Source organism: Pseudidiomarina aestuarii (genome assembly GCF_003987355.1).
Taxonomy (GTDB): Bacteria; Pseudomonadota; Gammaproteobacteria; order Enterobacterales; family Alteromonadaceae; genus Pseudidiomarina; species Pseudidiomarina aestuarii.
On sequence record NZ_PIPR01000001.1, the window covers coordinates 85465 to 98835 of the forward strand.

The 13371-nt window shown below is 49.3% G+C and carries 16 protein-coding genes; 15 read left to right on the forward strand and 1 reads right to left on the reverse strand.

The window, feature by feature from the left end:
- Positions 1–15: 15 nt before the first annotated feature.
- The 15 genes from rpsS to CWE22_RS00470 all read left to right on the forward strand — a co-directional run bounded on the left by rpsS (position 16) and on the right by CWE22_RS00470 (position 12558).
- Positions 16–294: a 30S ribosomal protein S19 gene (gene rpsS / locus CWE22_RS00400; RefSeq protein ID WP_026860408.1), complete on the forward strand. Its 279-nt coding sequence runs from the start codon at positions 16–18 to the stop codon at positions 292–294.
- Between the two features lie 12 nt (positions 295–306).
- Positions 307–639, forward strand: a complete 333-nt coding sequence (gene rplV, locus CWE22_RS00405; RefSeq protein WP_169929442.1) for a 50S ribosomal protein L22 — start codon at positions 307–309, stop codon at positions 637–639.
- Between the two features lie 10 nt (positions 640–649).
- Positions 650–1339, forward strand: coding sequence for a 30S ribosomal protein S3 (gene rpsC / locus CWE22_RS00410; RefSeq protein WP_169929443.1), 690 nt, complete (start codon positions 650–652; stop codon positions 1337–1339).
- Between the two features lie 11 nt (positions 1340–1350).
- Entirely contained in the window at positions 1351–1764 is a 414-nt protein-coding gene (gene rplP, locus CWE22_RS00415) for a 50S ribosomal protein L16 (protein WP_169929444.1), read from the forward strand.
- Positions 1764–1955, forward strand: coding sequence for a 50S ribosomal protein L29 (gene rpmC / locus CWE22_RS00420; protein WP_169929445.1), 192 nt, complete (start codon positions 1764–1766; stop codon positions 1953–1955). Before rplP ends, rpmC begins: the two co-directional genes overlap by 1 nt.
- Entirely contained in the window at positions 1955–2218 is a 264-nt protein-coding gene (gene rpsQ, locus CWE22_RS00425; protein WP_169929446.1) for a 30S ribosomal protein S17, read from the forward strand. Before rpmC ends, rpsQ begins: the two co-directional genes overlap by 1 nt.
- Positions 2219–2344: 126 nt before the next feature.
- Positions 2345–4312: a BCCT family transporter gene (locus CWE22_RS00430; RefSeq protein ID WP_169929447.1), complete on the forward strand. Its 1968-nt coding sequence runs from the start codon at positions 2345–2347 to the stop codon at positions 4310–4312.
- A gap of 12 nt (positions 4313–4324) precedes the next feature.
- Entirely contained in the window at positions 4325–5698 is a 1374-nt protein-coding gene (locus tag CWE22_RS00435; RefSeq protein ID WP_169929448.1) for a DUF3138 family protein, read from the forward strand.
- 76 nt (positions 5699–5774) lie between these two features.
- Positions 5775–7796, forward strand: a complete 2022-nt coding sequence (locus tag CWE22_RS00440; protein ID WP_169929449.1) for an NADPH-dependent 2,4-dienoyl-CoA reductase — start codon at positions 5775–5777, stop codon at positions 7794–7796.
- A gap of 3 nt (positions 7797–7799) precedes the next feature.
- Entirely contained in the window at positions 7800–8624 is an 825-nt protein-coding gene (locus tag CWE22_RS00445) for a PHP domain-containing protein (RefSeq protein WP_169929450.1), read from the forward strand.
- A gap of 27 nt (positions 8625–8651) precedes the next feature.
- Positions 8652–9272, forward strand: a complete 621-nt coding sequence (locus CWE22_RS00450; RefSeq protein WP_169929451.1) for an L-threonylcarbamoyladenylate synthase — start codon at positions 8652–8654, stop codon at positions 9270–9272.
- Positions 9253–10092 (forward strand): segregation and condensation protein A, encoded by an 840-nt coding sequence (locus CWE22_RS00455; RefSeq protein WP_169929452.1) that lies wholly within the window; start codon positions 9253–9255, stop codon positions 10090–10092. Before CWE22_RS00450 ends, CWE22_RS00455 begins: the two co-directional genes overlap by 20 nt.
- Entirely contained in the window at positions 10073–10654 is a 582-nt protein-coding gene (gene scpB / locus CWE22_RS00460) for an SMC-Scp complex subunit ScpB (RefSeq protein ID WP_169929453.1), read from the forward strand. Before CWE22_RS00455 ends, scpB begins: the two co-directional genes overlap by 20 nt.
- Positions 10655–10662: 8 nt before the next feature.
- A complete protein-coding gene (gene rluB, locus CWE22_RS00465; protein WP_169929454.1) occupies positions 10663–11541 on the forward strand; it encodes a 23S rRNA pseudouridine(2605) synthase RluB in 879 nt (292 codons plus the stop codon).
- Entirely contained in the window at positions 11542–12558 is a 1017-nt protein-coding gene (locus CWE22_RS00470) for an agmatine deiminase family protein (RefSeq protein WP_169929455.1), read from the forward strand.
- A 9-nt stretch (positions 12559–12567) separates the two neighbouring features.
- Here the strand turns inward: CWE22_RS00470 and CWE22_RS00475 are convergent, their stop codons facing one another.
- The gene (locus CWE22_RS00475; protein WP_169929456.1) at positions 12568–13308 is read right to left on the reverse strand and encodes an SIMPL domain-containing protein; all 741 of its coding nucleotides are present in this window, start codon (positions 13306–13308) and stop codon (positions 12568–12570) included.
- Positions 13309–13371: the final 63 nt, after the last annotated feature.

The following is a 13371-nucleotide window of genomic DNA, read 5'->3' on the forward strand; positions in this document are numbered from 1 at the left end:
AGTTGAGGATTTAACATGCCACGTTCTCTTAAAAAAGGTCCATTTATTGACCTTCACCTATTGAATAAGGTGGAGAAAGCGTTGGAAGCCGGGGACAAGAAGCCAATTAAAACTTGGTCCCGCCGTTCAATGATTATCCCTGATATGATCGGCTTAACTATTGCTGTTCATAACGGTCGCCAGCACGTGCCAGTATTCGTCTCTGACGAAATGATTGGTCACAAGCTTGGTGAATTTGCACCAACCCGCACTTATCGTGGCCATGCCGCTGATAAGAAAGCGAAGAAACGTTAAGGGAGACGAGAGATGGAAGCTATTGCTATTCACAAGTTTGCCAAACTTTCTGCGCAAAAAGGCCGGTTGGTTGCTGACCAGATTCGTGGTCTTCCAGTAGCGAAAGCGTTGGAAGTACTGGCTTACAGCCCTAAAGATGCAGCTGGTCTGCTGAAAAAGGTGTTGGAGTCAGCCATCGCGAATGCTGAACACAACGAAGGCGCTGACATCGACGAGCTGAAAGTTGCGAAAATCATGGTAGACGAAGGTCCAACTATGAAACGCATCAAGCCTCGTGCGAAAGGTCGTGCTGATCGTATCTTTAAGCGTACCAGCCACATTACTGTGGTTGTATCAGATAGCTAGGAGATAAGTTATGGGTCAGAAAGTACATCCTAATGGTATTCGCCTAGGTATCACCAAACCATGGAATTCAACCTGGTTCGCGAATACGAAAGATTTCGCAGATAACCTGCACAGCGATCACTTGGTTCGCAAGATGTTGAACAAGCAACTGAGCAATGCATCAGTTTCGCGTATCGTCATCGAGCGTCCAGCGAAGAGCATTCGCGTCACTATCCACACAGCCCGTCCAGGTGTTGTGATTGGTAAGAAAGGCGAAGACGTCGAGAAGCTGCGTCAAGCGGTTTCTAAGTTGACTGGCGTACCAGCGCAAATCAACATCTCAGAAGTGCGTAAGCCTGAATTGGACGCACAACTGGTTGCTGAGAACATCACTGGTCAGTTAGTCCGTCGTGTCATGTTCCGTCGTGCGATGAAGCGTGCAGTACAAAACGCAATGCGTTTAGGCGCAAAAGGTATCAAAGTTGAAGTGAGCGGTCGTTTAGGCGGCGCAGAAATCGCACGTACCGAATGGTACCGCGAAGGTCGCGTTCCACTTCACACGCTCCGTGCTGATATCGATTACGCAACTGCTGAAGCAGGTACCACCTACGGTATCATCGGCGTTAAAGTTTGGATCTTCAAAGGTGAAGTACTCGGCGGCATGCCCGTTGAAGAAAAACCTGCAGCAGCTCCAGCGAAACGCCCTAAAGGCCGTAAGTAAGGAGAGACTAGATGTTACAACCAAAGCGTACAAAATTCCGTAAGGTTCACAAAGGTCGTAACCGTGGCCTGGCGCAATCTGGTAACAAAGTCAGCTTCGGTACTTTCGGTTTGAAAGCGGTTGACCGCGGTCGTATGACTGCGCGTCAAATCGAAGCGGCTCGTCGTGCCATGACGCGTCACGTGAAACGTCAAGGTAAAATTTGGATTCGTGTATTCCCAGATAAGCCAATCACTCAGAAGCCACTTGAAGTGCGTATGGGTAAAGGTAAAGGTAGCGTGGAATATTGGGTAGCCCAAATTCAGCCAGGTCGTGTCCTGTATGAAATGGATGGTGTATCGGAAGCAGTAGCGCGTGAAGCGTTTGAGCTTGCGGCCCGTAAGCTGCCATTCAAAACCACCTTTGTAACTCGGACGGTGATGTAATGAAAGCGAACGAACTGAATGATAAAACCGTTGAGCAGCTGCAAGAAGAATTGCTAGGTTTGCGTCGTGAGCAGTTTAACCTGCGTATGCAAGCAGCGACTGGTCAGCTGAATCAAACTCATATGTTGAAGCAAGTGCGCCGTGATATCGCACGTGTGAAAACTATTCTGACTCAGAAGGCAGGTGCGTAATGGCTGAAGAAAAACGTATTCGTACTGTGCAAGGCCGTGTCACAAGCGACAAGATGGACAAGTCTATCACTGTTGCTGTAACACGCCGAGTGAAGCACCCAGTCTACGGTAAGTATATTACTCGTACGACTAAGCTTCATGCTCATGATGAGAACAATGAATGCAACACTGGCGATACCGTGATTATTCGCGAAACTCGTCCAGTATCCAAGACAAAAACTTGGGCATTGGTTGAAATCGTAGAGCGCGCAGAAACGATTTAATCGCTTGCGATTAGAACGTGATTATAGAAAGGCTTCCCCTCGTGGAAGCCTTTTTTTATGATCCAAATTCGCATCTTTTGTATATGTCCCTATACTAAAAGGAAATAAAAACAAGGAGCAAGACGAATGGGAACTCCCGAAAAAGCCCGTCTGAATCCACCCGTTTTTTATTCTGCGGCTGGTCTTATCTTCCTCATCCTGTTGTTCACATCCATATTCCCTGACTCAGCAGATTCACTCTTCCAAACGATGCAATCCACCATCATTGCGAACGGCAGTTGGTTCTATGTACTAGCTGTTGCGATGATTTTATTGACGGTGGTTTATCTTGGTTTTTCCCGTTACGGAATGATTAAGCTGGGCCCTGATCACTCGGTGCCTGATTACTCGCGAATAACTTGGTTTTCGATGTTATTCAGTGCCGGCATGGGTATCGGACTGATGTTTTTCGGTGTCGCCGAGCCGGTGATGCACTTCTTGGCACCGCCAGTAGCTGAAACAGGTACGACAGAAGCAGCACGTGAGGCCATGAAGATTACATTCTTCCACTGGGGACTTCATGCGTGGGCAATCTATGCCATTGTCGCTCTGATACTTGCGTTCTTTGCTTATCGACATGGTTTACCGCTAACCTTGCGTTCCGCACTGTATCCACTTATTGGCGACCGGATTTATGGTCCAATAGGTCACATCGTTGATGTGTTCGCTGTTATTGGTACGGTGTTTGGGGTAGCCACTTCACTGGGTTATGGGGTGTCGCAGGTCAATTCCGGTTTAGGTTACCTATTTGATGTACCGGTTTCTACGACCGTCCAAGTGATGCTGATTGTCGGTGTAACTTTATTGGCGATTATTTCAGTGACCACAGGCTTGGATAAAGGTATCCGTAGGTTGTCCGAACTCAATATGGGACTAGCCGTATTATTACTGTTGTTTGTCTTGTTAGCAGGGCCGACGGTATTTTTACTGCAAGCTTTTGTCCAGAATACCGGTTCTTATATCGCGGATATTGTCGATAACACCTTCAATCTCTTTGCCTATGAAAAAACGGACTGGATTGGTGGTTGGACTGTTTTCTATTGGGGCTGGTGGCTGAGTTGGGCACCATTCGTAGGACTTTTCATCGCGCGGGTCTCGCGCGGACGAACCATTCGGGAATTTGTTTCCGGTGTCCTACTGGTCCCAGCTGGCTTTACGCTGATGTGGATGACCGTGTTTGGTAACTCAGCTATTGATCTCATTATGAACCAAGGTGCTTCTGAGTTAGCTGATATGGTTGAGACCGACGTACCCGTTGCATTGTTCGCATTTCTAGAGAACTTCCCGTTTAGTACCTTTTTATCGGGACTTGCGACAGTCATGGTCATCGTGTTTTTTGTGACGTCGTCGGACTCTGGTTCCATGGTCGTCGACATGCTCTGTTCCAATGGTCGCGATGATACGCCAGTTTGGCAACGGATCTTCTGGGCAAGTGGCGAGGGTGTTGTGGCGATTGTTCTATTGCTCGCGGGTGGTTTAGGAGCACTGCAAACGATGACGATAGCAAGTGCCTTGCCCTTTACTATTATCTTGACGATCGCAACCTGGGGCTTGATCAAGGCTCTGCGTGTCGATGTTCACAAGAAAGATGCATTGCAGAATAACTATCTGGGTGCGGCATCGATGAGCAGTAAAAACTGGCGAGAGCGTTTTCAGAATATTATCGATTTCCCGAGTTATCAGGTTGGTGAACGCTTTTTAAACAAAGTGATTCGACCGGCGTTTGATGAAGTTGCAGAAGAAATGCGACAAAGCGGTCTGACAGTCGAACTCGAGGTAGATGACAGTAAAGAACTGACTTTTAGAGTGGTTCATGGCGATGAGATTGATTTCATCTATCAAGTTCATTTAACGAGCCACATATTGCCGAAATTTATCAACGTGGTAGAGGAAGCGAGTGCCGCCTCGGAAGAGAAAAAGTACTACCGAGCTGAGGTACACTTGCGTGAGGGCGGTCAAGATTACGATATTCTTGGCTGGTCGCGCGATGCGGTGATAGGTGATGTGATTAATCACTATCACAAACACATGCATTTTCTACATGTGTTGCGATAACAGGGAGGCGTTATGAAAAAGCAATTATTAGCATTGTGTATCAGTGCGAGTTTAAGTGCTTCTGCGCTCGCTCAGGATACTAGTTCGGAACCTGTCACTGCCGCACAAGTGCAGGAGTTATTGCAGCAAATGCAAGCATTACAACAGCGCGTGAGTGAACTCGAAGCACAGTTGAAGGAACAGCAAAAGCCTGAGCAACAAGTTGCGGCAGCACCAGCTGTAACAGCAAATGAAGAGCTGGAACCACGTCAGCGGATCTACAGCAGTCCCGCACTAGCGGCTCGTGTTGAGAAGTTAGAGGACGATGTTAAGGCTGCGGAAAATGCGCCGATATCAATTGGCGGCGCGGTACGAACGCAATATGTATGGGCCGATTACGACGATGCCAACACGGATCGGGGCGGTGACTTTGACTTTGACTTGATTCGACTGGATTACAGCGGCTCCATTGGTGACGTTATCCTGTCGGCTCAGTATCGCTGGTTCCAATACATGGAGTCATTGCAACATGCATGGGTCGGTTACAACTTTACGGAGAATTGGCAGGGGCAATTAGGGATTACCAAAGTGCCCTTCGGTGTAACTCCGTATAACTCCAATAGTTATTTCTTCAGCTCCAACTTTTACGTGGGCTTAGAGGACGATCACGATGCGGGTGTGAAGCTCCGTTATCGCGATACTGATTGGGATCTCGACTTTGCCTTTTTCAAAAATGACGAACAAGGTGGCATCGATGGCTCCGTCAGCGCGCGAGAGGACCGCTATGCCTATGATCCGCTCGGAGTTCGTTTGAGTGGCGAGGGCATATACGATACGCCCACCCTAGCAGTCGGTGAAACCAACAGCATCGCGGTTCGTGCCGCCCGCAAATTTGCGCTCAGTGACATCAGTAGTTTTGAAGTGGGCTTATCTGGGCAACTCGGCAAAATGAACGATGGTGTAGACGACGTAGGCGACCGCAGTGCCTATGCACTGCATGGTGTCTATACCTATGATCGTTGGACGTTTATGGGCCAAGCGACTCAATACGAGTATGACATGGACATGGCAAACGACGGTATTGTGGTCGGTGCTTATGCGTTTTACGATACGATCCCAAGCAAGGCTGAACTGTATACTGCAAATATTGCCTATAGCCTGCCGGTCAAAATAGGTCCCATCACCAACCTGACTTTTTATAACGATTTAAGCGTGATGACGAATAAGCGCGGTTACGATGAGGACACCATCATGAATGTCCTAGGCATGGCCATTTCGGCGGGTGGTCTGTATACCTATGTTGATTTTGTGAAGGCCAAAAACCAGCCCTTCATCGGTGGCACTATGGCCGGCGACAGTGATGACTTTGAAACCCGTTTCAATATTAACATTGGCTACTACTTCTAGCGCCGAAATGCTTGTTCTCATAGCGGCAACGCAGTAGAGTGTAACGATTCAAACAGTTGTTTAAGAAGAGGCTTTTGTGAGTCACGATTATCCACATTTACTGCAGCCGCTCGACCTTGGTTTCACGCAAGTGAAAAATCGCGTTCTAATGGGCTCGATGCATACTGGGCTTGAAGAAGAACGCGATGGCTTTCCCAAATTGGCGGCCTTTTACGAAGAACGTGCTAAAGGTGGCGTAGGTCTTATCGTGACTGGCGGTATCGCGCCTAACTTTCGTGGTCGAGTCGCCCCGTTTGGGAGTGAGTTGAGTAAACCGTGGCACGTCAAAAAACACAAACTGATCACGGAAGCGGTGCATCGCCATGGAACCAAAATCTGCATGCAAATTCTGCATACAGGTCGCTATGCGTATCACCCGTTTAATGTGGCTCCAAGTAAGATCAAAGCTCCCATCAATCCTTTCACTCCCAGTGCCATGAGTGATCGCCAAATTCGGACTACGATTGCGCATTTTGCTCGTGCTGCGAAGTTGGCTCAGCAGGCGGGGTATGATGGCGTTGAAGTGATGGGGTCTGAAGGTTACTTGATCAACCAGTTTTTGTGTCCAAGAACGAATAAACGATCTGACAAGTGGGGCGGTTCGTTTCAGAATCGTAGCCGCTTTGCACTCGAGATTATCAATGCCATACGGGCCGCAGTAGGCTCCGATTTCATTATTATCTATCGGTTATCGATGCTTGATTTGGTTCCTGATGGCAATCAGTTCGACGAAGTAATCGAATTAGGTAAAGCGGTTGAAGCCGCAGGCGTTAATATCATCAACAGTGGTATCGGTTGGCATGAAGCGCGTGTTCCGACTATCGTCACGTCAGTACCACGCGGTGCTTTTACGTGGATCACTGCGCGCGTGAAAGCGTCGCTATCAATACCTATTGTGGCGGTGAATCGTATCAATACGCCTGAAATAGCTGAGTCTATTCTTGCTAAGGGCGAAGCCGATATGGTGTCGATGGCGCGACCGTTGCTCGCGGACCCTGCATTCGTTAACAAAGCAGCGCAAGGCGCTGGACATACCATTAATACCTGTATTGCCTGTAACCAAGCCTGTTTAGACCATGTGTTTGAGAACAAGCGAGCCAGTTGTCTGGTCAATCCGCAAGCCTGTTACGAAACTGAATTACAGTTTCATCCTGCGAGCACCAAAAAGAAACTTGCAGTGGTAGGCGCAGGTCCAGCTGGACTAGCCTTTTCCTGTTATGCAGCGGAACGTGGCCATGAAGTGCACTTGTTTGATAGTGCCAGTGAAATTGGTGGTCAATTCAACTATGCAAAACAGATTCCAGGTAAAGAAGAATTTCACGAAACCATTCGTTATTTTGACCAACGACTCAAAGAACTGGGTGTTAACCTGCATTTAAACAGTCGGCAGTCGGCGGATTCATTGGCAGCCGGTCAGTACGATGATGTGGTATTAGCAACCGGCGTGGTGCCGCGAGACGTTGAACTTACTGGTGCCAACCCAGACCAAGTAGTCGGCTATTTAGATGTGCTCAAAGAACACAAAAAACTTGGCAAACGAGTCGCTATTATTGGTGCTGGTGGTATCGGCTTTGATGTGGCGGAATATCTCACTACAGAAGAGTCACCGACACTCGATGTCAAAGCTTGGTCTGAAATATGGGGCGTTGATCACAATTACAGCGACCGTGGTGGATTAACTAAGCCCGTGCAAGAGCATTCGCCTCGACAAATTTACCTACTGCAGCGCAAGACGAGCAAGGTCGGTGCTGGTCTGGGTAAAACGTCGGGGTGGGTGCATCGGGCTACTTTAGCCAAAAAAGGTGTGTCCATGCTGGCGGGCTGCAGTTACAAGGCAGTTACCGAGAAAGGACTTTTAATCGAGCGCGATGGCGAAGTGACGGAGTTGGAAGTTGATCATATCGTGATTTGTGCGGGACAAATTCCACAACGTGAATTGCAGCAACAATTGATAGACGCTGGGCAGTCGGTACATCTGATTGGTGGGGCTGATGTGGCTGCCGAACTCGATGCGAAACGAGCAATCCGACAAGGCGCCGAACTGGCAGCACAAATTTAAGCGATGACCTCTCGGTACGATCTACATTGTCATAGCAACTTTTCAGATGGGGCTTTGAGCCCCGCTGATTTGGTCATGCGTGCTGCCGAACGCGAAGTGACTCATTTGGCGCTAACTGACCATGATACTACGGCCGGATTAGCCGCTGCGGAACACGCAATAGCAGAGCAGCAGCTTGATCTTCAGTTGATTCCTGGCGTTGAAATCACATGTCGTTGGGAAGACTTTGAGATTCATCTCGTCGCGCTGCAGTTCGATCCCAACGCCGACCGCTTGCAAGATCTGCTGAATCAGCAACAACAACAACGCTTGGCTCGCTTCGAACAGATGTTGGCAAAGCTGCACAAGGCTGGTTTGCATGTAGAGCTGCCGATATTCAGCCCACATCAAATGCCAACCCGTAAACATTTGGCTGATGCTTTAGTTGAGCAAGAGTGGGTGAGTTCATTTGATGCGGTGTTTCGACGTTATCTCGGCAAAGGGCAGCTTGCTTATGTGAAAGGTGATTGGGTTCGGCTCGAAGATGCTATTCAGATCGTCGCGGCAGCGGGCGGTGTCAGTGTTATAGCGCATCCTCATGCGTATCAATTGAGTAACAAGTGGTTACGCCGGTTACTTCAAGAAGCGAAAGATGCGGGTGTAACGGGCATGGAAGTAGCTGTAGGTCAACAATCCCCCGGGCAACGTGAAGCGCTGGCAACCTTTGCGAATGAACTCGGGCTTTCGGCATCTGCGGGGTCTGATTTTCATTACCCGTCAAACTGGCGTGATTTGGGTAAAAATATTGTCCTTCCCGAGGCCTGTGTGCCAATATGGCAACATTGGTAAAGCCCATTTCCTCGGTAATAAAACACTATGAGTCAGTATTTAACGATCCATCCAGAAAATCCGCAGTCGCGACTCATTGAGCAAGCTGTCGCAGCTATCCGTCAGGGCGGTGTGGTGGTATATCCAACCGACTCTGGTTATGCGATCGGCTGTCGAATTGGTGACAAAAATGCTATGGAACGCATTTGTCGAATTCGCGAAATCGATAAAGAACATCACTTTACCTTGATGTGTCGTGATTTGAGTGAGCTGTCTATCTATGCTCGCGTCGACAATCAAGCTTTTCGGTTATTAAAAAATAATACCCCTGGACCTTACACCTTTATTTTAGTGGCAACCAAAGAAGTGCCCAAACGTATGCTTAATCCAAAGCGCAAGACCATTGGCATCCGCGTATCGGATGATCCTATTGTGGTGGCGCTATTGGATGCACTCGGCGAGCCATTGATGTCGACCAGTCTAGTGTTGCAAGGTCGTGACTTTGCAGAGTCCGATCCGTATGAGATTCAAGAACAATTAGATCATGCCGTTGATGTCATCATTGACGGTGAACACCGCGGCGAGGAGCCGACTTCCGTCATTGACTTAGCGGATGGAACAGCGAAGGTAATCCGGGAGGGAGCGGGTGATGTCAGTCGCTTCCTCTGAGCCACTGCAGCAGTCGCTGCCGCTTGGTTTTGTGCGCGGCGAACCGGTTATCGACAAACCGGAAGACCTCTATATTCCACCGGATGCATTGGAACTGATTCTCGAGAGTTTTTCGGGACCCATGGATTTGCTGCTGTATCTGATTCGGCGCCAAAAGCTCGATATTGTCGATTTACCCATTCTGCCGATTACCAAGCAATACATGACGTATGTCGACATGATGAAGGAGTTAAAGCTCGAGCTGGCTGCTGATTACTTGGTCATGGCTGCCATGTTGGCCGAGATTAAAAGTCGAATGTTGCTGCCACGTCCTGCGGCGATCGAAGACGAAGAATTGGATCCGCGCGCTGAACTCGTACGACGATTACAAGAGTATGAAGCGATTCGACAAGGTGCACAGCATTTAGATGCCTTGCCTCAAATCGGGCGAGATGAATTTGTGGCACACGCGCATACGGATGCCCAAGAACATGTTCAAACAGTGCTGCCGGAAGTAGCCCTAGCAGAACTTGCGTTGGCGTTTGCCCAGGCACTGGCGCATGCAGAGCTGCAACATCACCACCAAGTCCATCGAGAGAAACTGTCGACTCGCGCCCGCATGAGTCGAATTTTAGATCTATTGCAAAGTAAACAACGGCTTGCTTTTCATGAGCTCTTTGAGACTGCAGAGGGCCGCCAGGGAGTTGTGGTTAGCTTTCTAGCAATACTTGAGTTAGTCAAAGAGGCATTGATTGATGTGGTTCAAATTGATGCCTATAGTGCCATTCATATAGCTGTTGCGAACCGAACAACAGGTGCCTATGCAGAAGCATCAACTTAAACAAGTCATCGAAGCCTTACTCTTTGTCGCTGAACAACCGCTGACTGAATCGCAGTTGGCAGAGCAGGTCGAGTCACAGCAAATTACCAAAAAGCAGATACGAGACGTTCTGGATGAATTGCAGCGCGATTATCAAGAGCGTGGCGTGCAGTTGCGAAAAGTCGCTTCCGGTTATAGATTTCAGACGCGAGCCGAATTGGGTGATATAATCAGCAACCTGTGGCAGGAGAAGCCAACTAAGTATTCACAGGCACTCCTCGAAACCCTTGCACTCATAGCTTATCGCCAGCCAATTACACGCGGTGATATCGAAGAAATTCGGGGGGTTAGTGTAAGCTCACAGATTATGAAAACACTACAGGAACGTGGTTGGATTAAAGTCGTTGGGCAGCGTGAAGTCCCGGGGCGCCCTCAACTTTATGCAACGACGCCTGAATTTTTAGATTATTTTAGTTTGCAGGACTTAGCCGAGTTACCTGATATCCCAGAGCCGCCCAGTCAGGTGAAGGATGCAGGGCAAAGCACTCAGATAACCGCTGCGACAGCGACAGAAACAGAGTAGACATGCCCATGAGTGAAAAATTACAGAAAGTATTGGCCCGTTCGGGTCATGGATCCCGCCGTGAATTAGAAGCCAAAATTGCAGCTGGTAGAGTGAGTGTCGATGGTCGTGTTGCCACTTTAGGCGAGCGTATTGATACCAACGCTATGGTTCGAATTGATGGCCACGAAGTCACAATTAAGCCTCCAGAAGATGTGGTTTGCCGGGTGATCATGTATCACAAACCAGAAGGCGAACTGTGTACGCGTCGCGATCCTGAAGGGCGGCCAACGGTCTACGACGGCCTTCCACGTATGCAAGGTTCGCGCTGGGTAGCGGTGGGTCGATTAGACGTAAACACGTCAGGACTTCTGCTGTTTACCACCGATGGCGAGCTCGCCAATCGGTTAATGCACCCCGGTCACCAAATCGAGCGTGAATATGCTGTGCGCGTATTTGGTGAAGTCGATGATGCCATGATCAAACGCTTATTAAAGGGTGTGCAGCTGGAGGACGGACCGGCTTCATTTAAGTCGATTCAGCGTGGTGGCGGCGAAGGCATGAACCAATGGTATCACGTGGTTCTCACTGAAGGCCGTAACCGAGAAGTACGTCGTCTGTGGGAATCGCAAGGGATGCAAGTAAGCCGCTTAATGCGGGTTCGCTATGGCAACATCAAACTCGAACAAGGCTTACCACAAAGCGGTTGGGGTGAACTGAAATTGCCGGAGATAAACTATTTGCGTGAGCTGGTGGGACTCCCCCCAGAGCAACGTACGTTCGTCGATCCGCGCCAAAATGAAACACGCCAAAAGCGCTACTCCCGAGCCCGTCGAAATCAGACTCAGCGTCTGCAACAAGCCCGCAAAGTAAGTCGCGACACTCGGCAATCAACGAAAAAGCGTTAAATGCTCTGTCCAGACTGGAGTTTACCTGGGCCACTACTTGCGTTGTGGCCCTTTCGTATCGACGTTTGGCGCGAGCAAGCGCGGCCGATTCAACGTCAACTGACCGATTTCTTGGTGGAAGTCCAAGCGCATCATCCAGTGCTCATGGGTGTGCATCCGCGTGAGCTATCTCGTGCTTCGCGATTCTTGCCGACCACTATTCAAACCATTCCTCTTCGCTACAATGATGCGTGGCCACGTGATATTGGGCCAGTGTGGACACAAACGCCATCTGGAATTCAAGCACATGACTTTCAGTTTTCCGCATGGAATGGGCTCTACCCTAATATGGCGGCTGATCAAACTTTTGTGCGTGAGCTCAGTGCGCGTTTCGGCTGGCGACGTATCGCCCATCAAACGATTCTTGAAGGCGGAGCAGTGAACAGTAATGGTGCTGGTGTGGTGTGTTGGAGTCGCAGCAGTATCGAGCGCAATAATGGGCTCAATGGAGCTTCTAGCGTTGCGAGAAGTCGCATTCAACAGGCGTTAGAAAAGACTATCAACGCAACCCATCATCTCTGGTTCAATTCGACTTATGCTGCTGATGAGACGGGTGGCCATGTCGATAACATGGCGCAGTTTCTGACGCCGGAGTGGCTCGCAATCGATACTAATGTGCGGCAGAGTGATGCTGCCATTCTTGCGCAGTTACCGACCTCTATTAAAATTCTCGAACTGCCACCAACGTGCTCGTTTCAACCGAGTCCTGGTCTCTTTAGCAGTGTGCAGCGTCGTGCCGGTGTGATGCGTCGCGGCAGCAAGCCCTTGTTAAGTAGCTACGTAAACTTTGTCCGAACGCCAACAGCCGTGTTTGTGCCTCAATTTGGCCGTGCTGATGATGCCGAGGCAGTTCGGCTAATCCGCTCGGCAGTACCTCACCTTGCGGTCGTGCCCGTTGCTGCAGATGAGATGATTGCGGGCGGCGGTGGACCGCACTGTATGACCTTACCGCTGCCCCTGTTGCACCGACCCGCTTAACCATTGCTCTTATTTGATCAGGAAGACCACTTCAATTTGAGCTTGAATATCCGATTGACCCGGCATCGAGACATCGGCACTAGCCATACGCATGCTCTCCATTCGAAATGCTGGCTGTGGTGCTGAAGAATGCTCGGAGATTCGAATTATTTTACCTAAAGTAACGTCTCCACTCGCGGCGAGGATTTCGGCTTTACTGCGCGCATCATCAATGGCTAACCGTAGTGCTTCTGCATAATGCTTACTGGGGTCGCTAACTCGATAGTTAGCTGATTGGATTGCGGACACTCCCGCGGCCAAAGATTGGTCGAGAACTTGATCATAAGCACTCGGGTCACGCATAGTGACTTCTATAGTACGTGTTACGGAGTAGCCTCGAATACGTGGTTTTGAGCGGTCATCCGAGTAATCGTAAAGTGGTTGTGCTTGAACCGCAAACGAGCGAACGTCATTGGTTTCAATGTTGGCTTGTGAGAGCGTCTCTAATACCTTTGCAGTGACTTCATCCACGGCTGTTTTAAGGGGGGCTACGGTGTCACCTTCGCGGGTAATGACTAACGTGAAGCTCAGTACATCAGGGATGGCATAGGTGGTGCCAGTACCGGATACGCGAATAGATTGCTCTGTGTTGCTAGCATCGAAGCTGGCGTGCGGGCTAGAAGTATTCGGCATGCAACCCGTCAAAATAAGCACAGTAGCAACGGGAAGCAGCACCATAGCACTGATATTTTTGGTAAAGTAACTCGACATTAGTTCTCCGACGTTTCAGTTTGAGTCTAGTGAATAGGATAGCTCACTACCGCTTTTTGTGAC